Source organism: Actinoallomurus sp. CA-142502, from assembly GCF_050936355.1.
GTDB classification, from domain to species: Bacteria; Actinomycetota; Actinomycetes; order Streptosporangiales; family Streptosporangiaceae; genus Actinoallomurus; species Actinoallomurus iriomotensis.
This window is the reverse complement of record NZ_JBNJMY010000001.1, coordinates 9,210,158-9,233,241: the sequence shown is the minus strand read 5'-3', so window position 1 is coordinate 9,233,241 and position 23,084 is coordinate 9,210,158. Positions and strand designations below refer to the sequence as shown.

General features: G+C 73.8%; 20 protein-coding genes. 10 read left to right on the top strand and 10 right to left on the bottom strand.

From position 1 onward, the window contains the following. Positions 1-51: 51 nt before the first annotated feature. Together ACQEV1_RS42970 and ACQEV1_RS42965 are read right to left on the bottom strand one after the other, a co-directional pair. Entirely contained in the window at positions 52-696 is a 645-nt protein-coding gene (locus ACQEV1_RS42970) for a hemerythrin domain-containing protein (RefSeq protein WP_433402548.1), read from the bottom strand. 232 nt (positions 697-928) lie between these two features. Next, positions 929-1,456 carry a hypothetical protein gene (locus ACQEV1_RS42965; protein ID WP_433402545.1) on the bottom strand — a complete coding sequence of 176 codons (528 nt, stop codon included), beginning with the start codon at positions 1,454-1,456 and terminating at the stop codon, positions 929-931. 211 nt (positions 1,457-1,667) lie between these two features. Between ACQEV1_RS42965 and ACQEV1_RS42960 the strand changes: the two genes are divergently transcribed. From ACQEV1_RS42960 to ACQEV1_RS42925, 8 genes are all read left to right on the top strand, one after another. Continuing rightward, entirely contained in the window at positions 1,668-2,561 is an 894-nt protein-coding gene (locus tag ACQEV1_RS42960; RefSeq protein ID WP_433402542.1) for a glycosyltransferase family 2 protein, read from the top strand. Positions 2,562-2,692: 131 nt separating this feature from the next. Next, the gene (locus ACQEV1_RS42955; RefSeq protein ID WP_285633991.1) at positions 2,693-3,910 is read left to right on the top strand and encodes a glycosyltransferase; all 1,218 of its coding nucleotides are present in this window, start codon (positions 2,693-2,695) and stop codon (positions 3,908-3,910) included. Continuing rightward, positions 3,907-4,503, top strand: coding sequence for a D-sedoheptulose-7-phosphate isomerase (locus tag ACQEV1_RS42950; protein WP_285633988.1), 597 nt, complete (start codon positions 3,907-3,909; stop codon positions 4,501-4,503). Before ACQEV1_RS42955 ends, ACQEV1_RS42950 begins: the two co-directional genes overlap by 4 nt. A 16-nt stretch (positions 4,504-4,519) precedes the next feature. Next, on the top strand, positions 4,520-5,953 hold the full coding sequence (rfaE2, locus tag ACQEV1_RS42945) for a D-glycero-beta-D-manno-heptose 1-phosphate adenylyltransferase (RefSeq protein ID WP_433402538.1): 1,434 nt from the start codon (positions 4,520-4,522) through the stop codon (positions 5,951-5,953). Further along, complete coding sequence (locus tag ACQEV1_RS42940) at positions 5,950-6,918, top strand: UDP-glucuronic acid decarboxylase family protein (protein ID WP_433402535.1); 969 nt, start codon at positions 5,950-5,952, stop codon at positions 6,916-6,918. The genes rfaE2 and ACQEV1_RS42940 overlap by 4 nt, the downstream gene beginning before the upstream one ends. 134 nt (positions 6,919-7,052) lie before the next feature. After that, positions 7,053-7,841: an ABC transporter ATP-binding protein gene (locus tag ACQEV1_RS42935; RefSeq protein WP_433402533.1), complete on the top strand. Its 789-nt coding sequence runs from the start codon at positions 7,053-7,055 to the stop codon at positions 7,839-7,841. Further along, complete coding sequence (locus ACQEV1_RS42930; RefSeq protein WP_433402530.1) at positions 7,835-10,375, top strand: FtsX-like permease family protein; 2,541 nt, start codon at positions 7,835-7,837, stop codon at positions 10,373-10,375. Before ACQEV1_RS42935 ends, ACQEV1_RS42930 begins: the two co-directional genes overlap by 7 nt. A gap of 137 nt (positions 10,376-10,512) precedes the next feature. Beyond that, positions 10,513-10,716, top strand: coding sequence for a PspC domain-containing protein (locus ACQEV1_RS42925; protein ID WP_285573104.1), 204 nt, complete (start codon positions 10,513-10,515; stop codon positions 10,714-10,716). A gap of 6 nt (positions 10,717-10,722) precedes the next feature. Here the strand turns inward: ACQEV1_RS42925 and ACQEV1_RS42920 are convergent, their stop codons facing one another. The 4 genes from ACQEV1_RS42920 to ACQEV1_RS42905 form a co-directional block, all read right to left on the bottom strand. Continuing rightward, a complete protein-coding gene (locus tag ACQEV1_RS42920) occupies positions 10,723-12,009 on the bottom strand; it encodes a nucleotide sugar dehydrogenase (protein WP_433402527.1) in 1,287 nt (428 codons plus the stop codon). Positions 12,010-12,041: 32 nt separating this feature from the next. Beyond that, a complete protein-coding gene (locus tag ACQEV1_RS42915; RefSeq protein WP_433402525.1) occupies positions 12,042-12,989 on the bottom strand; it encodes an NAD-dependent epimerase/dehydratase family protein in 948 nt (315 codons plus the stop codon). After that, entirely contained in the window at positions 12,986-14,167 is a 1,182-nt protein-coding gene (locus ACQEV1_RS42910) for a glycosyltransferase (protein WP_433402522.1), read from the bottom strand. The genes ACQEV1_RS42915 and ACQEV1_RS42910 overlap by 4 nt, the downstream gene beginning before the upstream one ends. A 64-nt stretch (positions 14,168-14,231) precedes the next feature. Continuing rightward, complete coding sequence (locus ACQEV1_RS42905; RefSeq protein WP_285573117.1) at positions 14,232-15,242, bottom strand: NAD-dependent epimerase/dehydratase family protein; 1,011 nt, start codon at positions 15,240-15,242, stop codon at positions 14,232-14,234. A 171-nt stretch (positions 15,243-15,413) separates the two neighbouring features. Between ACQEV1_RS42905 and ACQEV1_RS42900 the strand changes: the two genes are divergently transcribed. Beyond that, positions 15,414-16,715 (top strand): O-antigen ligase family protein, encoded by a 1,302-nt coding sequence (locus ACQEV1_RS42900; RefSeq protein WP_433402519.1) that lies wholly within the window; start codon positions 15,414-15,416, stop codon positions 16,713-16,715. Further along, a complete protein-coding gene (locus ACQEV1_RS42895; protein ID WP_433402516.1) occupies positions 16,712-17,557 on the top strand; it encodes a class I SAM-dependent methyltransferase in 846 nt (281 codons plus the stop codon). Before ACQEV1_RS42900 ends, ACQEV1_RS42895 begins: the two co-directional genes overlap by 4 nt. On the opposite strand, the gene ACQEV1_RS42890 is transcribed toward ACQEV1_RS42895, so the two are convergent. The 4 genes from ACQEV1_RS42890 to ACQEV1_RS42875 are packed head-to-tail and all read right to left on the bottom strand — an operon-like array spanning position 17,534 to position 23,062. After that, positions 17,534-18,832 carry a polysaccharide biosynthesis C-terminal domain-containing protein gene (locus ACQEV1_RS42890; protein WP_433402513.1) on the bottom strand — a complete coding sequence of 433 codons (1,299 nt, stop codon included), beginning with the start codon at positions 18,830-18,832 and terminating at the stop codon, positions 17,534-17,536. The genes ACQEV1_RS42895 and ACQEV1_RS42890 overlap by 24 nt on opposite strands. Further along, on the bottom strand, positions 18,829-19,950 hold the full coding sequence (locus tag ACQEV1_RS42885; RefSeq protein WP_433402510.1) for a glycosyltransferase: 1,122 nt from the start codon (positions 19,948-19,950) through the stop codon (positions 18,829-18,831). Before ACQEV1_RS42885 ends, ACQEV1_RS42890 begins: the two co-directional genes overlap by 4 nt. Further along, positions 19,950-21,872: an asparagine synthase (glutamine-hydrolyzing) gene (asnB, locus tag ACQEV1_RS42880; protein WP_285633951.1), complete on the bottom strand. Its 1,923-nt coding sequence runs from the start codon at positions 21,870-21,872 to the stop codon at positions 19,950-19,952. The genes ACQEV1_RS42885 and asnB overlap by 1 nt, the downstream gene beginning before the upstream one ends. Beyond that, positions 21,860-23,062 (bottom strand): glycosyltransferase, encoded by a 1,203-nt coding sequence (locus ACQEV1_RS42875; protein ID WP_433402508.1) that lies wholly within the window; start codon positions 23,060-23,062, stop codon positions 21,860-21,862. Before ACQEV1_RS42875 ends, asnB begins: the two co-directional genes overlap by 13 nt. Between the last annotated feature and the right edge of the window lie 22 nt (positions 23,063-23,084).

Sequence of the window (23,084 nt, the reverse complement as noted above, 5' to 3'; positions counted from 1 at the left end):
CCTGGGCGGGCCCTCGGGCGGGCCCCTCGGACGGAAGCTTTAAGACAGGGTCTACGTGCAGCGGTGGCCGGCCCACAGGTCCGGCCACATGCTGTCCTGGTCGCAGGCGTCGGGGCTCTTCGGCGTACGCGGGCGGCGTGGCCGTGGTCCCCGTGCCGATTCCGGCTCGTGTGGGAAGCGTTCGCGGACGCGGTGGGCCAGGTCGCCGGCCTCGGGTGGGCGGGCGGGTGCGGTCAGGTCCGACCGGCTCGGCGCTCGGTTGATCGCGGATTCGACCCGTTCGCCGAGCCGCCGCAGGTCCTCCGGGCTCGCGTGTTCGGCGAGGCGGGGGAGCAGCGCGTGCTGTTCCTCCCGCATGTGCTCGTGCACCTCGTCCATGAGCCGCCGGGTCAGCGAGGCGAAGACGCGGTCGGCGGCGGCGGATCGCCGGAGCTCCTCCAGGAGCCGTTCGACCTGCGCGTTGTCCGAGGCGTACTTGTCGGCGACCCGGTCGCCGTCCGGCAGGTGCCGGCGCACCGCCGGGTACAGGTGCGTCTCCTCGACGACCGCGTGCCAGACGAGTTCGATCGTGACGTCGTCGAGGATGCGGCGGCGCTCGCCGAGGTCCCGTGCGGCGGTCAGTTCGCCGAGCAGGTCCTCCAGCTCCCGTTGGTCATGGGTCAGTATGTCGATCAGATCGTGCGCGTTCTTCGTCATCAAGGCCCCCCGTCCGTGACGACCAGCGAACCGTGTTGTCTGGTTCTCTACCCCCGCTACTCACGTCACACAGGTCAAAACACACGGTTATCGCGCGAAACGGCTCGCGGGATCGGCCGAGCACAACCCGCCCCCCAGGCGGAACCTCCTCGTCACGACTTGGCACCACCATCTCCCGGTCGCGGTTCCCGGTCAACCCGCTGACCTGGGTAAAGGCGCCGGTCGCGTACGATCAGGCGGCGGACGTGGCCAGCCGGGCGCCGGCGCGGAGCCGCAGTTCCTCCAGCGTCTCCGCCTGCCGCTTCGCCCGGCGGAGGAGATCGTCGAGGCGTTCGGGGTCGAGCCGGTCGTCGTGGTCGGCCAGGGTCCGCAGCACCCGCCAGCAGGCGGACTTGCCGACCACGCCGAGGGTCATGGCCTCCAGCTCCTCCAGGCTGCTGAGCGGCGAGCGTTCCAGCAGCCGCCCGTTGGGCTTGAACCGGCCGGCCTTCTCGGCCGCCCAGCCCAGCAGGACCTTGTACTGCCGGACCGGAACCTCCAGGGCCGCCATCAGCTCGATCAGCGCGGCCCGGTCCTCGCGGATCTCCGTGGCGAGGCGTTCGAGGACGGCGCCGTCCTCCGAGTCCCGGTGTGCCGACGCCAGCCGTGCGGACAGCTCACTGCCGAGTGTCGCCCCGGCCAGATGGTCGTTGAGGTAGACGCCGAGCAGTCCGGGATCGGCCTCCGCCGTCCGTCCGGTCCGCTTCGAGTCGCTGTCCATGATTCCTCCCGTAGTGACCCGGTGCGCTTCAGGCCGGGACCTACCCCCGGGGGCTTCCGCCTACCGCGACGGCTGACGCAGCGCCTATCCCCCGGGTACACGCGGTGCATAGAGCCGGTAGAAGAGCGGCTCACCGAGGAAAAGCGGCGTTTGCCGTGAGCGCGGCGCGGGCAGCCGAGTGGTGCGGGTCACCGGGCCGGACAAGCCAAGAATGAGCCGAAAAGGAGGTGGCGTGGGCCGCCTCACCGTCGTGGTCATCACCCGGAACCGGCGGGCCGGCCTGCTGGACACCCTGGCCCGGATCGAGGCGCTGCCCGAGCGCCCGGTCGTCGTGGTGGTCGACAACGGCTCGGACGACGGCACCACCGCGGCCGTCCGGGCGGCGCATCCGGACGTCCGCCTGGTGCCCCTCGGCCGTAACCACGGCGCCGCCGCGCGCGACATCGGCGTCCATCTCTCCCGTACGCCGTACGTCGCCTTCAGCGACGACGACTCGTGGTGGGAGCCGGGCGCCCTGGCCCGCGCCGCCGCGCTGTTCGACGCCCACCCGCGTCTCGGGCTGGTCGCGGCGCGGGTGCTCGTCGGCGAGGAGCGCCGCCCCGACCCGATCAACGCGGCGATGGCCGCCTCACCCCTGCCCGCCGAGCCCGGGCTGCCCGGCCCTCCGGTGCTGGGGTTCCTCGGGTGCGCCGCGATCGTCCGCCGCCGGGCGTTCCTCGACGCCGGAGGTTTCAGCCCGCTGCTGTTCTTCGTGGGGGAGGAGCGCCTGCTCGCCTACGACCTGGCGGCCGCCGGCTGGGCCCGGTGCTACGTGCCCGGGATCGTCGCGGTGCACCATCCGTCACCGCACCGTCCCGTCGCCCGCGACCGGCGCCGTGCGGAGCTGCGCAACATCGTGCTGACCGCCTGGATGCGCCGTCCCGCGCCGGTCGCCCTGGCCGAGACCGCGCGGATGGGCCTGGCGGCGGTGCGCGACGGCGACGCCCGCGCCGCGCTGGTGGCCGCCGCGCTGCGCCTGCCGGCCGCGCTGCGCCGGCGCCGGCCCGTGCCCGCATCGGTCGAGAGCGCCATTCGCCTGCTGATCGAGGAATGGCCGGACCGGTAAAACCCGCTTAAAGGGTCATCGATCGAATAATTACCTTTCTGGCGTGTATTGATCATGCTCGGACAAGTGGGGTTTCGGGGGTTGTTATCCGGTAATTGTGTCAATACGGCCGCCTGATAAAGGAGTGACTCATGAAGATCGAAATGGTCTCGGAGCACGCGAGCCCGCTCGCGCGGGTGGGCGGTCCGGACGCGGGCGGCCAGAACGTCCACGTCGGCGCGCTGGCCGTGGCGCTGGCCCGGCGCGGCCACGAAGTGGTCGTTCTCACGCGTCGTGACGATGCGCACCGCCCGACCGTGGTGCCGTTCGCGCCCGGGGTCACGGTCGAGCACGTCCCGGCGGGGCCACCCCGCCGGGTGCCCAAGGACCGGCTGCTGGCCTATATGCACGACTTCGCCGCCGCCCTTTCGCGGCGGTGGCTGGTCCGTCCGCCGGACGTCGTGCACGCGCATTTCTGGATGAGCGGGCTCGCCGCCCTCGACGGCGCGCGGGGCCGCGGAATTCCGGTCGTACAGACCTTTCACGCCCTCGGCAGCGTCAAACGCCGGCACCAGAGAGAGGCCGACACCAGCCCGGAGAGCCGGATCCACCTGGAGCGGCGGATCGCCTGCGAGGCGGATGCGATCATCGCGACCTGCACCGACGAGGTGCGGGAGCTCACCGCGTACGGAGCGCCGCCCGGCCGGGTCTTCGTGGTGCCCTGCGGTGTGGACACCACGTGCTTCCGCCCGGACGGCCCGTCGGACGCGCGCGACGGGCGGTTCCGCGTCGTGACGTTCGGCCGGCTGGTGCCGCGCAAGGGCGTCGACACGATCATCGAGGCGCTCGGCCGGGTGCCCGACGCGGAACTGCTCGTCGCCGGCGGCCCCGACCGCGGCTCCCTCTGCCGCGACGCGGAGGTGCGCCGGCTGGCGCGCGTCGCACGGGAGGAGCACGTCGCCGGCCGGGTGACGTTTCTCGGCCGGGTCGCGCACGATGACCTGCCGTCGCTGATCCGCTCCGCCGACGTGGCCGTGTCGGTGCCCTGGTACGAGCCGTTCGGGATCGCGCCGGTGGAGGCGATGGCCTGCGGCGTGCCCGTGGTCGTCTCGGCCGTGGGCGGGCACCTCGACACGGTCCTCGACGGAGTGACCGGCCTGCACGTGCCGGCCCGGCGGCCGGGCACGCTGGCCGCGCAGCTGCGCCGCCTGCTCGCCGATCCGGAGCTGCGCTGCTCCCTGGGCGCCGCGGCGGCCGAGCGCGTTCCCGCCCGCTATGGCTGGGAGCGGATCGCCGCCGAGACCGAGGCCGTCTACGAACGTCTGATCGCGGCCTCCGCCGCCCCGGTCGCCGTCGCGGACCGCGCATGAGCGCCCTGGTCTCCCACCTCGCGGCGCTGGAACAGGCCGTACGCCGGTTCGACGCGCACGCGGCGCACATCGAACAGTGGGGGCGGCGGCTCGCGTGCGTGCTGGAGTCCGGCGGACGGCTGCTCGCCTGCGGAAACGGCGGCAGCGCCGAGCAGGCGCAGCACCTCACCGCCGAACTCGTGGGCCGGTACGAGGACGAGCGCCCGCCGTACGCGGCCATCCCGCTGCACGCCGACCTGCCGGCCCTCACCGCCATCGTCAACGACTACGGGCCGCAGGAGATGTTCGCCCGGCAGGTACGCGCGCACGGCCGGCCCGGGGACGTGTTCATCGGGCTGTCGACCAGCGGCGAGAGCCGCAACGTCATCGCCGCCGCCGAGGCCGCCGCCGACCTCGGCATGCGCACCTGGGCGCTGACCGGCCCCGGGCCGAACACGCTCGCCGGCGTCTGCGACGACGCCGTCGCCGTCGACGCGCCGCGCACCGCGACCGTCCAGGAGATCCATCTCGCCGCCATCCACATGCTCTGCGCCTCCGTCGACGCGATCGTGTGCCGCCCGGACCGCGCCGCCGGAGAAGGCATGGCCTCATGACGGAGGAGACCCCGTGATGTCACGGGGCAGGCCACGGGGCGGGCCGCTGGTCGTGGTCGGCGACGCGCTCCTCGACATCGACCTCGAGGGGACCGCGGGACGGCTCTGCCCGGACGCGCCCGTCCCGGTCGTCGAGCGGACCCGCGAACATCGACGGGCCGGCGGCGCGGGCCTGGCCGCCCGGCTCGCCGCCGAGATCACCGGACGGGACGTCGTCCTCGTCACCGCCGTCGGCGACGACGAGGCCGGGCACCGCGTGGGCGCGCTCCTGGCGGCGTACGCCGACGTCGTCCGCCTGCCGATGGCCGGGACGACCAGCTGCAAGACCCGGATCCGCGCCGGGGGCCAGACCCTCGTGCGGATCGACGAGGGCGACGGCCGCGCGGCCGACGGACCGCTGCCGCCGCGAGCGGCTGAGGCCCTCGCGCGCGCCGGCGCCGTACTGGTCTCCGACTACGGGCGCGGCGTCGCCGCCCACTCCGGGATCCGCCGCCTGCTCGCCACCCTGCCCGACGGCGTGCCGGTGACGTGGGACCCGCATCCGGTCGGCCCGCGGCCCCCGCGCGGCACGCGCCTGGTCACGCCGAACCACGCCGAGGCACGCCGGTTCGCCGGGGGACCGGCGGCGGACGAACCGCTTCCGCAGGCCGCCGCCGACGCGGCCGCCCTCGTCGGCCGGTGGCGGGTGACCGGGGTCGCGGTGACGCTGGGCGAGCACGGCGCCCTTCTGTCGATGGGCGGGGCGGCGCCCCACGTCATCCCGGCTCCCGTCGTCGCCGGACCGCGCGCGGACGGGTGCGGGGCCGGCGACTGCTTCGCGGCGGCGGCCGCCCACGTACTGCACGACGGCGGCATGGTCACCGAGGCGGTCGCCGAGGCCGTACGGCGCGCGAGCGCCTTCGTCGCGGCGGGCGGAGCCGCCTCGCTCGGTGCGCCCGCCACCCCGCGGGACACCGCCGCCGTGGCGGCGGACGACGTGTGGGACCTGGTGCGGCGCACCCAGGCCTCGGGCGGCCGCGTGGTGGCCACCGGGGGATGCTTCGACCTGCTGCACGCCGGCCACGTCGGCCTGCTGCGGGAGGCCCGGCGGCTCGGCGACTGCCTCGTGGTCTGCGTCAACTCCGACGCCTCCGTACGGGCGCTCAAGGGCCCGGACCGCCCGCTCGTCCCGGCCGGCGATCGCGTGCGCGTGCTGGCGGCGCTGGAGTGCGTCGACGCCGTCGCCGTCTTCGACGAGCTCACGCCCGTCGCGCTGCTGGAACGCCTGCGGCCCGGCATCTGGGTCAAGGGCGCCGACTACGCCGGCATCGACCTCGCCGAGGCCGCGGTGGTACGCCGCCACGGGGGCGAGGTGGTGCTGCTGCCCTACCTCGACGGCCGTTCGACGAGCCGCCTGGTCGCGCGGGCCCGCGAGATCACGAGCGTTCTTCCCGGAGGTGATGGCCAATGATCGAACACGCGGTGGTCACCGGGGGCGCGGGCTTCCTCGGCTCCCACATCTGCGAGCGGCTGCTGGCGCAGGGGGCCGCGGTGACCTGCATGGACAACTTCCTCACCGGATCGCCGCGCAACGTCGCACACCTCCTCGGCGAGCCCGGATTCCGGCTCACCGAGTGCGACCTGACCGGCTTCGTGCACGTGTCCGGAGGCGTCGACCTCGTCCTGCACCTGGCGTCGGCGGCCTCACCGGTGGACTACCTCCGGCTGCCGATCGAGACGCTCAAGGTGGGCGGGCTCGGCACCCTGCACGCGCTGGGCCTCGCGCGGGAGAAGAACGCCAGGTTCGTCCTGGCCTCCACCAGCGAGGTGTACGGCGACCCGCTCCGGCACCCCCAGCGGGAGGACTACTGGGGCAACGTCAACCCGGTCGGGCCGCGCAGCGTGTACGACGAGGCGAAGCGCTACGCCGAGGCGCTGACGACCGCGTACCGCGTCAGCCGCGGCGTGAACACCGGCATCGTACGGATCTTCAACACCTACGGCCCGCGCATGCGGCCGAACGACGGGCGGGCGATCCCGACGTTCGTCTGCCAGGCGCTCATGGGCCGCCCGCTGACGGTCGCGGGCGACGGCGGCCAGACCCGGTCGATCTGCTACGTCGACGACACGGTCGCCGGGATCCTCGCCATGGCCCGCGACGACTTCGCCGGTCCGGTCAACATCGGCAACCCGGAGGAGATGACCGTCCTGGACCTGGCCGTGACCATCCGCGACCTGGCCGGAAGCGAGTCGCCGATCACGTTCGTCGAGCGTCCGGCCGACGACCCGGCCGTACGGCGGCCCGACACGGCACTCGCACGCGAACGGCTGGGCTGGCGGCCCACGGTGCCGAGCGCGGACGGCCTGCGGCGGACCATCGACTGGTTCGCCCGCGAGCTGGACGTACGGGCGGCCGACGGCGCGATCACCACCTGACGGCGGCGTGACTGCGCGGCACCCACGTGCCAGCACCCTGGGGCTGGCCCCAGCAGAACCCGCCAGCTCACCGGATCGTCCCGGCGTACGCCGGAAACCTAGCGTCTTCTCTGGCTTCCTCGAACGGAGAACCAGTGAATACGCCGCCACCCCAGCCCCGGACCGAGCCCGTGCCCGCCGTCGCGTTGCGTGGCGTGCGCAAGACCCACGGGCGTCACGCCTCGTCCGTCCAGGCGCTCGACGCCGTCGACCTCGACTTCTTCGCCGGCACGTTCACCGCGGTCATGGGTCCGTCCGGGTCCGGCAAGAGCACCCTGCTGCACTGCGCGGCGGGCCTGGACCGGCCCAGCGCCGGCACGGTGATGCTCGGGGGCACCGACCTGGCCGGGCTGTCGGAGACCGCGCTGACCCGGCAGCGCCGCACCCGCGTCGGCTTCGTCTTCCAGGCTTTCAACCTCGTTCCCGCGCTCACCGTGCGGGAGAACATCCTGCTGCCGTCGCGGCTGGCGCACGTACGGCCGGACCGGCGATGGCTGGCCGAGGTCGTGGAGCGGGTGGGCCTGCGGGACCGGCTGCGCCACCGGCCGGCCCAGCTGTCGGGCGGTGAGCAGCAGCGGGTCGCGATCGCCCGCGCCCTGTCCGTACGGCCGCAGGTGATCTTCTGCGACGAGCCGACGGGCGCGCTCGACACGACCACGGCGGCGCGCGTGCTGGCCCTGCTGCGCCAGGCGGTCGACGCCGACCGGCAGACCGTCGTCATGGTCACCCACGACCCCGTGGCGGCGTCGTACGCCGACCGTGTCGTGTTCCTGGCGGACGGGAGGATCGTCGACGACCTGGCGGCTCCGGGCGTGGACGCGATCGCCGAGCGCCTCGCGCACCTCGGGGCCGCGCGCGCCGGAGGCGAGGCGCCGGCATGGTGAGGATCGCCTGGCGGATGCTGACGCAGCGTCCCGCGAGCATGCTCGCGACCTTCCTGGCCCTGTGGTTCGCCGTCGTGATCGTGACGATGTGCGGCGCCATGCTCGAGTCCGGGGTGCGCTACAACGGCACGGTGGCGCGCTACGCCGCCGCGCCCGTTCTCGTCGCGGCCACCGACATCCAGGTGACCTTCGGCCCGCGGCAGGAGCCCGACACGGAGCACTACCCGCTGGCCGTGCGCGGGCGGCTGGACCCGTCGCTGCCCGCGCGGATCGCCGCGGCTCCGGGCGTGCGCGAGGCGGTCGCCGACGTCGCGCTGCCGGCTCGGCTCGACGCGGGCGGGCGTACCGCGCCCGTGGAGGCGCACCCCTGGTCGGCGGCGCGGCTCGCGCCGTTCACGCTCCGCGCCGGGGCCGCCCCGGCGGCCGGCCAGGTCGTGCTCGACCAGAACCTCGCCGCCCGCATCGGCGCGCGGCCGCGTGCACGGGTACGGCTCGGGTTCGCCTCCGCCGCGCGCACCTACACCGTGGCGGGCGTCGCCGCGCCGGCCGGCACGGCGCCGGAGACGCCCACGGTCTTCCTCGACGACGCCGGGGCCCGCGCGCTCGCGGGCGGCGTCACGCAGGTCATCGGCGTGCTGCCGGATCCGGGCGTCGGGCCGAAGACCCTGGCCGGCGCCGTACGCCGTACGCTTCCGCCGGCACCGGCCCGCCTGACCGGCGCCTACCCGCACGTGTACTCCGGGGTCGGCCGCGGCACCGTCGAGTCGCCCGCCGTCGGCAACGGGCGTGAGTTCGCCATCTCCGTCTCGGGGGTGTTCGGGGGCTGCGCGCTGCTCATCGCCGTCCTCGTCATCGCCGGTACGGTCGGCCTGTCGGTCCGGCAACGCCACCGCGACATCGCCCTGCTCCGCGCGCTCGCGGCGACCCCGCGCCAGGTACGGCGGATGGTGGTGCGGGAGGCCATGGCCCTCGGGCTGCTCGCCGGCGCGCTGGGCGTGGGGCCCGGCCTGCTGTTCGCCGACCGGCTGCGCGACCAGTTCGTCGCGCGCGGCATGGTCCCCGAGACCTTCCGCACGCACCTCTCGTGGCTGCCGCCGCTCGTCGCCGCCGGATCCGCACTGGTCATCGCGGTCGTCGCGGCATGGATGGCCAGCCTTCGCGCCAGCCGGATCCAGCCCACCGCGGCGCTCGCCGAGACCGCCGTCGAACGCGGCGGCGTCGGCCTGGTCCGGTCCGCGCTCGGCCTGGTCGCGCTGGCCGGCGGGATCACGTTGTGCGTGGTGTCCGGCTCCGTGTCGGGCGACAGCGCGGCCGGTACCTCGATCGGCACGGTGTTCACCCTGGTGGTGGCGGTCGCGCTGCTGAGCCCGCTGCTGATCCGCGCCGCCGCCGCGACGTTCGGCCGCCTGCTGCACCTGGCCGGCGCCACCGGCAGCCTCGCCAGAGCCACCACCGCCACCTCGGCGCGGCGGCTCTCGTCCGTGCTGAGCTGTCTCGTCCTCGCGGTCGGGCTCGGCGGCTCGCTGTGGTTCATGCAGACCTCCGAACTGCACGTCGCGAGCCGCCAGAGCCGGGCCGGGCTGGTGGCCGACCAGGTCGTCACGCCCGCCGCGCCCGGCCTGCGGCCCGAGGAGGCCGCGGCGATCCGGCGCATCGGCGGCGTGACCGCCGCCACCGGTGTCGTGCACGGCACGCTCTTCACCCGTCAGGGCGGCGGCATCACCGACCTCCCGGCGCAGGGCGTCGACACCGAAGGCCTCGCCCGGACACTGGACCTGGACGTGACCCGCGGCGACCTGGCCGGCCTGCGGGGCGACGCGGTCGCCGTGGACGCCCTCACCGCCCAGTCGATGCACCTTCGCGTCGGCGGCCGCTTCCGCGGCTGGTTCGGCGACGGCACGCCGGTGACCCTCCGCGTCGTCGCGATCTACACGCGCGGCCTGGGGTTCGCCGCGCTGACCCTCCCGCACGACACGCTCGCCCCGCACACCGGCTCCGGGCTGGACGACGCGGTGTTCGTCGCCACCGCGGACCCGCACGCGACCGCGGCGCTCCGCGCCGAGCTCGACGCCGTGGCGCCGGGCTCCTCGGTCGTCAGCCGCGACGCCTTCCAGGTCGGCCTCGACCGGAACCTGGAGGAGAACGCCTGGACGAACAAGGTGGTCACCGCCGTCCTGCTGATCTACGTGGTGATCGCGGCGGTGAACACCCTGGCGATGTACGCGCTGGGCCGCCGCCGGGAGTTCGCGGTGCTGCGCCTGTCGGGCACGACGCGCACGCAGGTGCTGCGCATGGTCCGGCTGGAGCAGGTCCTGCTGCTGGGGCTGGCGCTGGTGCTCGGCGCCGCGATCGCCGCGGGCACCCTCATCCCCATGGTCCGGGGCATCACCGGCTCCGCGACGCCGTACATCCCGCCCGGCGGCTGGGTCGCGGTGCTCGGCGGTGTCGTGCTGATCGGCGTCGTGGCGACCCTCCTGCCGTCCCGGCGGGTCCTGCGGACCCGCCCCGTCGACGGCATCGGTCTTCGTGAGTAGGAGAGGAGCGCGCGCCGTACGACCTCCGCATGAGCCGTCCCCCTCCCGGGGGACCTGGAAAGGGTCCCCGAGAGCGACGCGCCGAAGCGGTCCCCGTCCCTAACGTAGAAGCAGGTCATCCCAAGGAGGAATACGACATGAACGGTCTCCACCGCCCGCGCCAGGGTCGCGTCATCGGTGGCGTGTGCGCCGGGCTCGCCCGCCGGTTCGGACTCGGCGCCTGGACCGTACGGCTGCTGGCGATCATCTCCTGCGTGCTGCCCGGCCCGCAGTTCCTCGTCTACATCGCGCTGTGGATCATGATGCCCGACGAGCGCAGGCACGCCGCCTCGACGATGTGACGGCCCTCAGAGGCGCTCGACGGTGTCCGACGGCGGCAGCACGCCGCGCGTGTCCAGCACCAGCGGCGCACGCGTCGCGACCAGCGACAGGTCGAAGGACCGGTGCGGCTGGAGCAGGATCGCCAGGTCGGCGGCGTCGAGCGCCTCTTGCAGGTCGGGCACCCGCCGCACCGGCACCCCGCCGGCCGGCCAGTCGTCCATGAGCGGGTCGTGGTAGCTCACCCTGGCCCGCGCGGCGTGCAGCCGCCGGGCGAGGGGCTCGGCCGGCGACTCGCGGCCGTCGGCGATGTCGGCCTTGTAGGTCACGCCGAGCAGCACGACCTCGGCGCCGTTGGCGCAGCGGCCGTGCCGGTGCAGCAGGCGCGTGGCCCGCTCGGCGACGTACGCCGGCATCCGGTCGTTGACCTGCTGGGCCAGCTCGGCGAACTGGAACCGGTGCCCGAGGCGCCGCACCCGGTGGGACAGGTAGCTCGGGTCGATCGGGATGCAGTGCCCGCCCACGCCGGGGCCGGGCCGGAACGGCTGGTAGCCGAACGGCTTGGTGGCCGCCGCCGTGATCGTGTCCCAGACGTCGATCGACAGCTCGTCGCACAGGACGGCGATCTCGTTGACGAGCGCGATGTTGACCTGGCGGTAGGTGTTCTCCAGCAGCTTGGCCATCTCCGCCTCGCGAGTGCCGCGCACCGGCACGACCTGCTCGACGAGCTTGCCGTAGAACGCCATGGCGCGGTCGAGGCACGAGCCCGTCACGCCGCCGACGATCTTCGGGGTGTTGCGCAGGTCGTAGACCGGGTTGCCGGGATCGATCCGCTCGGGGGAGTAGGCCAGGTGGAAGTCGATCCCCGCGGACAGGCCGCTCTTCTCCAGCAGCGGGCGCAGGACCTCTTCGGTCGTGCCCGGCCACGTGGTCGACTCCAGCACGACCAGCGTCCCCGGGCCGAGCCGGTCCGCGACCATGCGGCCGGCCCCGATCACCGCGCCCAGGTCCGGCCTGCGATCCTCGTCCAGCGGCGTGGGCACGCAGATCACCACCGTGTCGGCGGCGGCCAGCACACTGTCGTCCGACGTGGCCAGGAAGCCCTCGCCGAGCAGTGTCGTGACCTCGCCGTCGGAGATGTCGTCCACGTGCGAGATCCCGGAGTTGAGCCGGGCGATCCGGGCCGGGTCGACGTCGAGCCCGGCGACCCGCATCCCGCCCCGCACCGCCTCGCGGGCCAGCGGCATCCCCACGTAGCCCAGGCCGACGACGACCAGGTCCCATTCGACGAGCCGATCGCCTTGTGACCGATCCATGATGTCCCCCAGTTCCAGAGTGAGCGCGCAGGTCAGCGCGCGGCCGCGTACACCGGACGCCCGCGGAACCAGGCCACCGTCCGCCGGAGTCCCTCCTCCAGGGGCACGGCCGTGGCGCCGGGGAAGAGCCGCCGGAGCCGCTCGTCCGCGGCCTGAGAGTCGCGGACGTCGCCCGCGCGCGGCGGGCCGTGCCGCACCTCGACCGGCGTGCCGAGCACCCCGGACAGCCGGCGGGTCAGGTCCAGCACCGATACCCGGGTGCCGAACGCCAGGTTCACCGGTTCGTCGCTGGTGACCCGCCGCAGGACGGCGTCCGCGAGCACCTGCGTGACCGTCCCGACGAACGTGAAGTCGCGCGTCTGGTGGCCGTCCCCGTGGACGAGGAGCGGCTCGCCGCGCATCGCCGCGTCGACGAAGGCCGGCACCACGGCGGCGTACGCGTGCCCGGCCGGCTGCAGCGGGCCGTACACGTTGAAGAACCGGAAGGCCAGCGACGGCAGCCCGAAGCTCGCCCCGTACGCCAGGACGTACGCCTCGGCCGCGAGCTTGCTGGCCCCGTACGGGCTGAGCGGCCGCGTCGGCAGCCCTTCGTGCTTGGGCAGCGACGTGACCGAGCCGTACACCGAGGAGGACGAGGCCGCCACCACGTGGACCGTCTCGCGCCGGCACGCCTCAAGGACCCGGACCGTGCCGGTGGCGTTCACGTCGTGGCTGGCCACCGGGTCGGCGAGCGACCGGGGGACCGACGGGCGGGCGGCCAGGTGCACGACGGCGTCGGCGTCGGCCACGAGCCGGGCGAGCACGGCGGCGTCGAGGATGCTGCCCTCGACCAGTTCGGCGCCGGTGCCGTCGAGGTTGTCGGCGCGGCCGGTGCTCAGGTCGTCGAGCGCGACCACCCGGTCGACCTCGGGCCGCTCCACGAGCTCGCGGCACAGGTTGGCGCCGATGAAGCCGGCGCCCCCGGTGACAAGGACGTTCATCGGGCCTCCTCCTTCTGTCGTACGGGCCACCAGCCCCGTTCCTCGGCGATGGACCCGTAGATTCCGGTGATGTCGGCGACGAGTCGCTCGGCGCCGAACCGCTGGGTGGCCCACGCCCGCGCCCGGCGGCCCATCTCGCGGCGCCGGGGATCGTCCAGGAGCAGACCCGCCGCCCGGCGGGCCAGCGTGCCCGCGTCGCACGGCGCGAGCAGACCCGTGACACCGTCGTGCACGACTTCCGCGACGCTGCCGACGCGGGTCGCCACGACCGGCAGGCCGGACAGGGCCGCCTCGATCAGCGAGACCGGCATCCCCTCGTTGTCGGAGGTGAGCAGGACCAGGTCGGCCGCGCCGTACACGGTCTCGACGTCACGCCGCCAGCCCACCATCCGCATCGCGCCGTCGAACTCCGGCGCCGCCGCGGCGATCTCGCCGGCGGCGTCGCCGCTCCCGCAGATCACGAACCGTACGCCGGGGACGAGCCGGCGCAGCTCCCGCGCGACCTCGACCAGCCGGTCCGGTCGTTTGACGCCGGTGAGGCGGCCCACGAACGCGACGACCGGCCCGTCGCCGGGCAACCCGAGAGCCAGCCGCGCGGCGGCGCGAGCGGGCGGCGGGCGGAGTTCGGTGCCGGGCGGCACGACGGCGTACTGCTCCGCCCGGCCGATGCCCGCCCCGATGAGCTCGTCGCGCACCCGCGTGCCGACGGCGACGAGACGGTCGCAGAGCCGGGCGGACATCCGCTCGCTCTGCACCACCAGCTGCGTCTTCGCGGGCGAGAAGTAGCCGTAGAGAAGGTGGCCGTGGTAGGTGTGCACGCGCGCCGGCACCCGGGCGAGGACGGCCGCCGTACGCCCGAGCAGCCCCGCCTTGGCCGTGTGCGTGTGCACGATGTGCGGGCGGAACCGCCGCATCTCGGCGACGAGCGAGGCGACCGCCCGCGCGTCGTCGGCCGGACGGATCGACCGGCCGAGCGTGGCGATCCGGTGCGGCGTGACGTCACGCGCGCGCAGCTCCAGATAGTCCGCCTCGCCCGGCTCGACGGTCCCGGTGTAGAGGCGCTGGTCGAACAGCTCCCGGTCCAGGCCGCGCATCAGGACGCTCGCCTGCAGCGCCGGCCCGCCGACGTTCATCCTCGCGATGATCCGCATCACCCGGATGCGCTCCCCATCGATCATGAGCCCTCCTTCGTCGGGGGAGGGACCAGGGCGCCGTGCTTGTCGATTCGCTCGCTTCGCTCGTTCATGGTGACACCAGGTCCGCTCGTGGGGCCGCCTCGCGGCGCGCCTCGGTGATGGCGTCGTTCAGCACGTCGGCGAGCGTGTAGCGGGGCTGCCAGCCGGTGAGGGCGCGCAGCTTCGTCGTGTCGGGGACCCGCCGCTGCATGTCCTCGAAGCCGGCCCCGTACGCCTCCTCGTAGGGGATCAGTTCGATCCGCGACCGGCTCTCGCACCGGGCGATGATCGCTTCGGCGAGACGGCCGATGCTGATCTCCTCGGAGGATCCGATGTTGAACGTCTGGCCGACCGCCGCGTCGTCGTCGAGCAGCCGCAGCAGCGCGTCGACGACGTCGAGGACGTGCGCGAAGCAGCGGGTCTGCCGCCCGTCCCCGTAGACGGTCAGCGGCTCGTCCCGCAGGGCCTGCTGCACGAGCCGTGGGATGACCATCCCGTACGCCGGGCTCTGCCGCGCGCCGACCGTGTTGAACAGCCGGACGACGATCGTGGGCAGGCCGCGCTCGCGGTGGTAGCAGTTGGCGAGGATCTCATCGACGGCCTTGGCGGTGCTGTAGCCCCAGCGGACGATCGACGGGTCGCCCAAGATGCGGTCCGCGGTCTCCCGCAGCGGCCCGAGGGAGTTCTTCCCGTAGATCTCCGACGTGCTGGTCATGAGGATCTTGCGGCGGTACCGGTGGGCCGCCTCGACCACCACCTGCGAACCGCGGATGTTGGTGGTGAGCGACTTCAGCGGCTGTTCGACCACCAGCCGGACGCCCACCGCCGCCGCCATGTGCACGACCACGTCGCACTGGTGCACCAGCTCGTCCACCACGAGTTCGTCGAGCACCGAGCCGTGCACGAAATGGAAGCGCGGAGACGCGCTCGCCTCTTCGAGATTGGCCAGCCGCCCCGTCTGCAAATTGTCCAGGACGACAACGGTGTCACCACGGGTTAATAGTGCATTAGCGAGATAAGAACCGATGAAACCGGCGCCGCCCGTCACCAAATAGCGCGTTCCAGTACTGTCCGCCATGACACGCCCTCTCGAAATTCCGAGTGGTCAGTGCAGGTAGCACTACCCTTCGTGATCACTTAGTCACTTCGGGCCGGATCCTGGTGATCAAAAAAGTCGGTCATCAGAAACCCGGCCACGACATCAGCGCGGTGCCGGATCGGCGGAGTCCGCGACGGCGGGCGGGGGGCGATGCGACGCGGCGGCACGACCACGGACGCGCTCGCGGCCTCGCTCCGCCGCGCGGCGGCCCGGCCGTCGTCCCTGCTGCCGCTGTCCGCCCCGGTCGTCGCCTTCCTCGCGGTCAACCGCTCATGGCCGGTGCTCGGTGCGGTGGCGATGCTGGTCCTCGGCGTGCTCACGGTGGCCGGCCCGGCGGGCGTCCTGCTGCTGATCCCGGTGAGCCTGCTCGCCGGGCTGTTCGACGCGCCCACCGTCACGCTCGGCGCCATCGCCGTGGTGACGCTGGTCGTGGCGGTCCAGCTCGTGGCCGGCACCCGGACGCCCCGTCCGGCGCACCTGTGGATCGCGGTGCTCGGGCTCCTGGTGCTCCTCGCGTACGTGCTGCCCGCCGGCGGGCCGGGCGGCTCGCCCGACCGGTTCTCGGACCTGATCTGCCTGCTCGCCGGGCTGGGACTGGCGGCGGCGGTCGCCGCGTCCCCGCCACCGCCGGGCCTGATGGCGCGGGTCGCCGCGGCGGCCGGGTCGGCCGCGGCCGGATGGGCCCTGGCGGCCGGACACCGGGAGGGCGGACGGCTCGTGGGGTTCGCCCAGAACCCCAACTTCCTCGGCGCGCTCCTCGCGCTGCCGTTCGTCGCCGCGGCCGGGCTGGCGCTCCGCCACCGGCGGCCCGCGTGGCTGGTGCCCGCCGGGGTCTGCGTGGCCGCGATGGCCGCGACCCAGTCGCGAGGCGCGTTCGTCTCGGCCGGGGCCGGGCTGGCCGTCGTGCTGCTCCAGGGCCGGCGGCGCGGGATCCAGGTGGCGATCGTGGCCGTCGCCGTCGTCCTCGGCACGGTCTTCCCCGCCGCGATCGACTCCGCCGAGCACGTGGCGGTCGGCCACCGGACGGCCACGGAGCTGAGCCAGAACTCCTCCGTCCGCGAACACGTCGCGTGGTACGCCGCGAAGGTCGCCGCCGAGCATCCGCTCCGCGGAATCGGCTACGGCGTTTTTCCCTTCCATGCCGCGAACTCCTCCCAGATCGGCATTTACATCGCCACCCACAACGACTACCTGCGATTGGCCGCCGAGACCGGAATTCCGGCGCTCATCGTCTTTCTCGTATTGATCTGGCTTGCGATGAGAAGTCCGGCGTCCGGCGAGGCGGCGATACAACGCGCGATGGTCGCCGCCTACGCGGTCGGCATGCTCTTCGCCAACCCGCTGGCGAACCTCGTGGTCAGCACGCCGTTCTGGCTGGCCGTGGGCGGCCTGCTCGCCGCTCCCGCGTCGCGGGAGCACTCCATCACCTCGGCACCGGGAGCACAGAAATGATCGACGGCAGGCAAGAGGTCCTCGACGGTGATCGGTTCGCCTTCGGCAACAACTGGCGTGCCTTCATCGAGCTCGTCGACGAGGGGAGGATCAAGGCCGCCGCCGGCTCACTCGCCGGACCGCTCGGCACCACCGATCTGACCGGCCGGACCTTCCTCGACGTGGGGTGCGGCAGCGGCCTGTTCTCACTCGCCGCGCACCGCATGGGCGCTCGCGTCCGCTCCTTCGACTATGACCCCGACTCGGTCGCCGCGACGCTCGCCCTGCGCGACCGGTTCGCGCCGGACGCGGACTGGACGGTCTCGACGGGGTCGATCCTGGACGAGGAGGGCGTCGCCGGGCTCGGCCGGTACGACATCGTCTACTCGTGGGGGGTGCTGCACCACACCGGTGAGCTGTGGCGGGCGATGGACAACGCCGCCGGCCTCGTCGCGCCGGACGGCCTGCTGTTCATCTCCATCTACAACGACCAGGGCATGGAGAGCCGCATGTGGCGGCGGGTCAAGCGCCGGTACAACAGGTCCGGCGCGCTGGCGCGGCGGATGCTCGTCCTCGGCAGCGCCGCCTACCTGTACCGCCGCAAGCCGCTGGCGACCGCCCTCCGGATGGTCCGCGGCGAGACCACGCTCGTACGCCCGCCGCGGGCGCGCGGCATGTCGGTGAGACACGACCTGGTCGACTGGGTCGGCGGCTACCCGTTCGAGGTGGCCAAGCCGGAGGAGGTGTTCGCCTTCATGCGCGAGCGCGGCTTCGAGCTGCGCCACCTCAAGACCTGCGCCGGCGGCATCGGCTGCAACGAGTACCTCTTCGAACGCGCGTCAGGCACTCCGGCGCGCGGCTGACAGCCCCGCCAGCCGGCCCCGCGCGTACGCCACCTCCGCGGGGCCGGGCAGCAGGTCGCGGGGTGACGCGCCGCTGGCGCGTACGAACCACGCGACCTGCAGGGCGGCCAGCGTCGCGTAGGCGATGCTGGAGGCGACCGCGCTGCCGACGATGCCGAAGAACGGCACGAGCGCGAGGTTCAGCGCCACGTTGACCAGGAGCGCCGCCACCGACATGGATGAGGCGAGCATCGGGCGGTCCAGCCGCAGCAGGTACGCCCCGATCGGCCGGGTCGCGCCGAGCGCCAGCAGCCCCGGCGCGAGCGCGATCAGCGACGGCACGCTGCCCGCGAACGCCGTGCCGTACACGAGAGGGATCAGCGGCGGCGCGGCCAGGCACATCGAGGCGACCGAGGCGACCGCGACGATCGTGCTGAGGCGCGTGACGGCCAGGGTCGCGGCGGCCGCCCCCTCGTCGTCGGTGCCGAGCTGGCGGGGCAGCGCGATCTGCGCGATGGCGTCCGTGACCAGCCGGGTCAGCTCCGCGAGGCTGACCGCGAGGGAGTACAGGCCCACCGCCGCGGTCGTCGTCATCCCGTCGAGGATCAGGATGTCGGCGCGGAACAGCAGGAACAGCGAGGTCAGGCCGAGGTGGTACCGCAGGCCGCGGTCGACCGCCCGCCGCGCGAGCGACCGGTCCCAGTGGTGGAGCCGCGGGCGCGCCGCCGGTACGAGCACCGCGAGCGGGACTGTCACCGACACCGCCCACAACAGGACGACCTGCGCGGGAGACAGCCGGGCGACGGCCGCGAGGAGCAGCAGCGGCCCGCACTGCAGCACTCCGCCGAGCAGCGCGGCCGTGTTGACGACCTGCACCCGCGAGCGCAGGACGAGGATGTTGTTGAGATAGACCACGGCCATCGCGCACGGGATCGCGGCGAGCGCGGTGGCGAGCTGCCCGTAGCCGGCGATCGGGATGACGTCCTGGCCCAGCACGCCGACGAGCACCCCGGCGGCGACCGCCGCGAGCGCGCCGACGGCCAGCCCGAGCACCAGCCCGTTCGCGGTCAGGGCCCGCCGGTCGGCGCCGCGGGACCACAGCCACACCTGCGCCTGTTCGATGGACAGGTGGCCGACGGAGATCGTGATGGTGCCGATCGTGGTGATGACGTAGTACGCGCCGCGCCCCTCCGGCTGCAGCGCGCGGGCGATGACGATGCCGCTGACCGCGCCCAGGACCACCAAGAGGGCGCGGATACCGACCGTGTGCGCGACCTGGCGGACCGCGGTCCTCACCGCAGCAGCCGCCGGTACACCGCCTCGTGCCGGGCGGCGCACTCGTCGACGCTGAGGCGTTCGGCGGCGCGCCGCCCGGCGGCGCCCATCGCCCGCCGCAGCTCCGGATCACCGGCGAGCCGCTCGATCGCCGAGGCCAGTGCGGCCGGGTCGTGCGGCGGTACGACGAGGCCCGCCACGCCGTCGGCCAGCACCTCGGGCACGCCGCCGACGCGTGTGGCGACCACCGGCAGGCCCGCGGCCATCGCCTCCAGGACCGCGTTCGGCAGCCCCTCGGAGTGGGAGGGGAGCACGGCGAACTGGTGGTCGGCGAGCAGCGCACGCGCGTCGGGCGCGCCCCCGGCGAGCCGGACGACGTGCCCGAGCCCGCGCGCCTCGATCAGCGCGGTGAGCCGCTCGCGCTCAGGTCCCTCGCCGACGAGGCGGACGGGCGGAGGCGCGTCCAGCAGCGCGAGCGCCTCGATCAGGTCGGCGTGCCCCTTGTAGGCGATGAGGTTCGCGACGACGATCCCGCGCGCCGGGCTCCGGGCGGGATCGGCGACGCGGGTGGGCGGCTCGACCCCGTTGGCGATCACCTCGATGCGACCGGCGGGCACCTTCTCCTCCCGTACGAGCCGGGCGCTCAGGGCGCGGGAGTTGGTCACGTACAGGCTGGAGGAGCGGTGGCCGGCGAAGTCCAGCGCCGCGCGCAGGAGCCCGGTCGGCTGCTGCGGGGCCGCGCCCCGGCGCCCGTTGACCCGCGCCGGTACGCCCGCCAGCAGGGCGAGCGGCAGGACGTGGGTGTAGCAGGTGAACAGGAACCCGTGGCAGACGTCGGGCCGTAGCGCCCGCAGGTGCCGCCATATGGCCAGGAGCTCGCGGACCTCGGCGAGCAGGATCCGCGGGTCCCGGCGGCCGGAGGGGGCGCGCGACCTCAGCCCGGAGTAGGAGAAGATCCGCGTGGGCACGCCCAGCGCCCGCAGATCGTCCTCGTACGGTCCGCCGCGGCGGACCGCGAGCACGTGCACCTCGTGGCCGCGGGCGGTCAGGCGCCCTGCCAGCTTGACCAGCTGGGACTCGGTCCCGCCGACCTGGAGGGACCCGATGGACAGCACGATGCGCAGCGGCCGGTCGGCCATCAGGCCCGCCAGCTGTCGACGCCCGCCGCGATGGCGGTGTCGGCCCGCGTGTGCGCGCCGTCGATGAAGACGCGGTGCCACAGCTCGAACTGGATCAGCGCCCAGATGCGCGGGCTGTGGTCGGTGCCCTCCTCATGCTGCCGGAGCAGCCGTTCGACGGCGTCGTGGCGGAACAGGCCGCGCGATCGCGCCGTGTGGTCGGTGAGCAGGTCCCGCGACAGGTCGCGCAACTCGGTCCGCAGCCAGGCCGCGAGCGGCACCCCGAAGCCCATCTTCGGGCGGTTGACCAACTCGGGCGGCAGCCACTCCGCCACCGCCTTCTTCAGCAGGTACTTGGTCGTGCCCGACCGGATCTTCAGGTCGGCCGGCAGCGCCGCGGCCCACTCCATCAGGTGGTGGTCGAGGAAGGGCGAGCGCGCCTCGATGGAGTTGGCCATCGTGGTGATGTCGGACTTCACGAGGAGGTCGCCCGGCAGGTACGTGTTGACGTCGACGTCCATGATGGCGCCGAGCTGGGATCCGGCGCACGAGGCGGTGAACGCCGCGTCCAGGATCTCGTAGCTGTCCACGCCGGCGAGCCGCTCGCGCAGGGCGTCGGAATAGATCGCCAGCTTCTGCTCGGGGTCGAAGTAGGACATCATCCGCGCGTAGCGGCGGGACGGCGGGTGGCTGAGCAGTTCGAGGACGCGCCCGGCCTTCCACGCGGGCGACTGCGGCGCGTTGCGCGAGGTGAGCAGCGAGCCGAGCCGCCCGAGCCGGGGCCGCAGCGCCGCCGGCAGGTGGATCCGCCGCGTCCGGTTCATCGCGACGTACCGCCGGTAGCCGCCGAAGGTCTCATCGCCCCCGTCGCCGTTGAGCACGACGGTCACCCGTTCGCGGCTCATCCGGGCGACGTAGAAGCTGGGGATCGCCGACGAGTCGGCGAACGGCTCGTCGAAGTGCCACGCCAGCGCCGGCAGCACGTCGAGCGCGGACGGGCGCACGACCAGCTCGTGGTGGTCGGTGCCGTACCACTCGGCCAGCCTGCGGGCGTAGTGCCGCTCGTCGAACTTCTGCTCCTCGAAGCCGATGCTGAAGGTCTTCACGCGGCCCGTCGTCTGGCGGGCCATCGCCGCCACGACCGCCGAGGAGTCCAGGCCGCCGGACAGGAAGGCGCCGAGGGGGCGTTCGCTGACCATCCGCACGCGGGTGGCGTCCAGGAGTCGTTCGCGCAGTTCCTCGGCCGCCTCGCGCTCGTCGGCGACGTGGCGCGGCGTGCAGTCCAGCCGCCAGTAGCGGCGGACCTCGTGCCGGCCGTCCTGCCAGACCAGCACGTGCCCGGGCGGGAGCTTGCGCACCCCCTGAAGGATCGACCAGGGAGCCGGGACGTACTGGTAGGTGAGGTAGTGGTGCAGCGCGACCGGGTCGACCTCGCGCGGCATCGACGGATCCTGCATCAGCGCCTTCAGCTCCGAGCCGAAGACGAGCGAGGCGCCGTCGGAGCGGTAGTACAGCGGCTTCTTGCCGACGCGGTCGCGGGCGAGCAGGAGGCGCCGCCGGCGCGCGTCCCAGATGGCGAACGCGAACATGCCGCGCAGCTGGTCGACCAGGCCGTCGCCGTACTCCTCGTAGAGGTGGACGAGGCACTCGGTGTCGCCCTCGCTGGTCAGGCGGTGCCCGCGGTGGCGCAGCGAGTCGCGCAGCCGGCCGTAGTCGTACAGCTCGCCGTTGAGGACCGCGGCGACGGTGCCGTCCTCGTTGTAGACCGGCTGGTCACCGCCGGCCACGTCGATGATGGCGAGCCGGCGCATGCCGAGCGCGGCGTGGTCGTCGGTGTGGAAGCCCGCGCCGTCGGGGCCCCGGTGCACGAGCGCGTCGCACATCCGGTGGACCAGCCCGGCGTCCGGTGCGCCGGCCGACACGGTTCCCGCTATTCCGCACATCGGCGCTCCAGCAGCTCTCGGTAGATCTGGACGTGGCGGTCGACCATCGCGTCGACGTGAAGGTGCCGCAGGCTCCAGGCGCGCGCCCGCGCGGCGAGGCGGTCGCCCAGTCCGGGGTCGCGCAGTACGCGACCGAGCCCCTCGGCGAGCGCCGCGGCGTCGGAGGGCGGCACCAGGACGCCGCGGTCGCGCAGCAGCTCGCCGGTTCCGCCGACGTCGGTGGCGACCACCGGGCGCCCGGCGGCCATGGCCTCCATGACGGCGTTGCTCATGCCCTCGTGCAGGGACGGCAGCGTCACGACCTGAGCGCGGGCCAGCAGCGGCTCGATGTCGGTACGGGTGCCGAGGAAGCGCACGTCGACACGCAGGCGCGCCGCCTGCTCCTCCAGCGCGCGGCGCTGCGGCCCGCCGCCGACGAGGGCGAGAGTGGTCGGCAGGCCCTGGTCGCGGAGGCGCGCGACGGCGTCGATCAGGAAGCGGTGGCCCTTGTCGGGCTTGAGGTTCGCGATGCACAGGACGACCGGCGCGGTGGTGTCGATGACCGCGGGGGCGGCCGGGGCGAACGCGGAGTCCGGCAGGCCGTTGTAGACGGTGGTGATCTTGTCGGAAGAGACCTTCTCCTGGCGCCGTGTGTCCTCGGCGACGGCCTCGGCGTTCGCCACGAGCAGGTCGGTCATGCCGGTGGCGAGGCGTTCGACCGCGAGCATGACATGGCGGCCGCGCTTGAAGTCACCGAGGCTGCGCCGGCCCGCGACCAGCACCCGGACGCCGGCCAGGCGCGCGGCCGGGGCGGCGGTCACGTAGCTGTGGAAGAGGAACGCGTGCACGACGGCGGGCCGCAGCCGCCGCAGGTGGCGGACGAGCCGCGCGAAGGCGACCGCGTTCGCCGGCAGCATGCGCGCTCCCACGGCACTGGAGGCGAAACCCAGATGGACGACGGGCACACCGGCCGCCCGCAGCGCGCTCTCCCGCGGACCGCCCTCGAACATCAGGAGCACGTGAGCGTCGATGCCGCGGGCGCGCAGGCCCTGGGCGAGCAGGACGACCTGTTTCTCGGTGCCGCCGAGGCCGAGCTGGCCGATCAGCAGGCAGACGCGTGCGGGCCCGGCCGGGAGGGCCGCCGTCGGCGGTCGTCCGTGGCCGGCGGACCGGCGGCCCGTGTGCCCGTCGCTGGTGCGGAGTTCAGCCATGCCGGCCACCACGCATCTCCAT

Excerpts from the sequence above, each read along its gene's own strand:
- ACQEV1_RS42970 (WP_433402548.1), bottom strand. The coding sequence starts at position 696 with ATGACGAAGAACGCGCACGATCTGATCGACATACTGACCCATGACCAA.
- ACQEV1_RS42965 (WP_433402545.1), bottom strand. The coding sequence starts at position 1,456 with ATGGACAGCGACTCGAAGCGGACCGGACGGACGGCGGAGGCCGATCCC.
- ACQEV1_RS42960 (WP_433402542.1), top strand. The coding sequence starts at position 1,668 with ATGAGCCGAAAAGGAGGTGGCGTGGGCCGCCTCACCGTCGTGGTCATC.
- ACQEV1_RS42955 (WP_285633991.1), top strand. The coding sequence starts at position 2,693 with ATGAAGATCGAAATGGTCTCGGAGCACGCGAGCCCGCTCGCGCGGGTG.
- ACQEV1_RS42950 (WP_285633988.1), top strand. The coding sequence starts at position 3,907 with ATGAGCGCCCTGGTCTCCCACCTCGCGGCGCTGGAACAGGCCGTACGC.
- rfaE2 (WP_433402538.1), top strand. The coding sequence starts at position 4,520 with ATGTCACGGGGCAGGCCACGGGGCGGGCCGCTGGTCGTGGTCGGCGAC.
- ACQEV1_RS42940 (WP_433402535.1), top strand. The coding sequence starts at position 5,950 with ATGATCGAACACGCGGTGGTCACCGGGGGCGCGGGCTTCCTCGGCTCC.
- ACQEV1_RS42930 (WP_433402530.1), top strand. The coding sequence starts at position 7,835 with ATGGTGAGGATCGCCTGGCGGATGCTGACGCAGCGTCCCGCGAGCATG.
- ACQEV1_RS42925 (WP_285573104.1), top strand. The coding sequence starts at position 10,513 with ATGAACGGTCTCCACCGCCCGCGCCAGGGTCGCGTCATCGGTGGCGTG.
- ACQEV1_RS42920 (WP_433402527.1), bottom strand. The coding sequence starts at position 12,009 with ATGGATCGGTCACAAGGCGATCGGCTCGTCGAATGGGACCTGGTCGTC.
- ACQEV1_RS42915 (WP_433402525.1), bottom strand. The coding sequence starts at position 12,989 with ATGAACGTCCTTGTCACCGGGGGCGCCGGCTTCATCGGCGCCAACCTG.
- ACQEV1_RS42910 (WP_433402522.1), bottom strand. The coding sequence starts at position 14,167 with ATGATCGATGGGGAGCGCATCCGGGTGATGCGGATCATCGCGAGGATG.
- ACQEV1_RS42905 (WP_285573117.1), bottom strand. The coding sequence starts at position 15,242 with ATGGCGGACAGTACTGGAACGCGCTATTTGGTGACGGGCGGCGCCGGT.
- ACQEV1_RS42900 (WP_433402519.1), top strand. The coding sequence starts at position 15,414 with ATGCGACGCGGCGGCACGACCACGGACGCGCTCGCGGCCTCGCTCCGC.
- ACQEV1_RS42895 (WP_433402516.1), top strand. The coding sequence starts at position 16,712 with ATGATCGACGGCAGGCAAGAGGTCCTCGACGGTGATCGGTTCGCCTTC.
- ACQEV1_RS42885 (WP_433402510.1), bottom strand. The coding sequence starts at position 19,950 with ATGGCCGACCGGCCGCTGCGCATCGTGCTGTCCATCGGGTCCCTCCAG.
- asnB (WP_285633951.1), bottom strand. The coding sequence starts at position 21,872 with ATGTGCGGAATAGCGGGAACCGTGTCGGCCGGCGCACCGGACGCCGGG.
- ACQEV1_RS42875 (WP_433402508.1), bottom strand. The coding sequence starts at position 23,062 with ATGGCTGAACTCCGCACCAGCGACGGGCACACGGGCCGCCGGTCCGCC.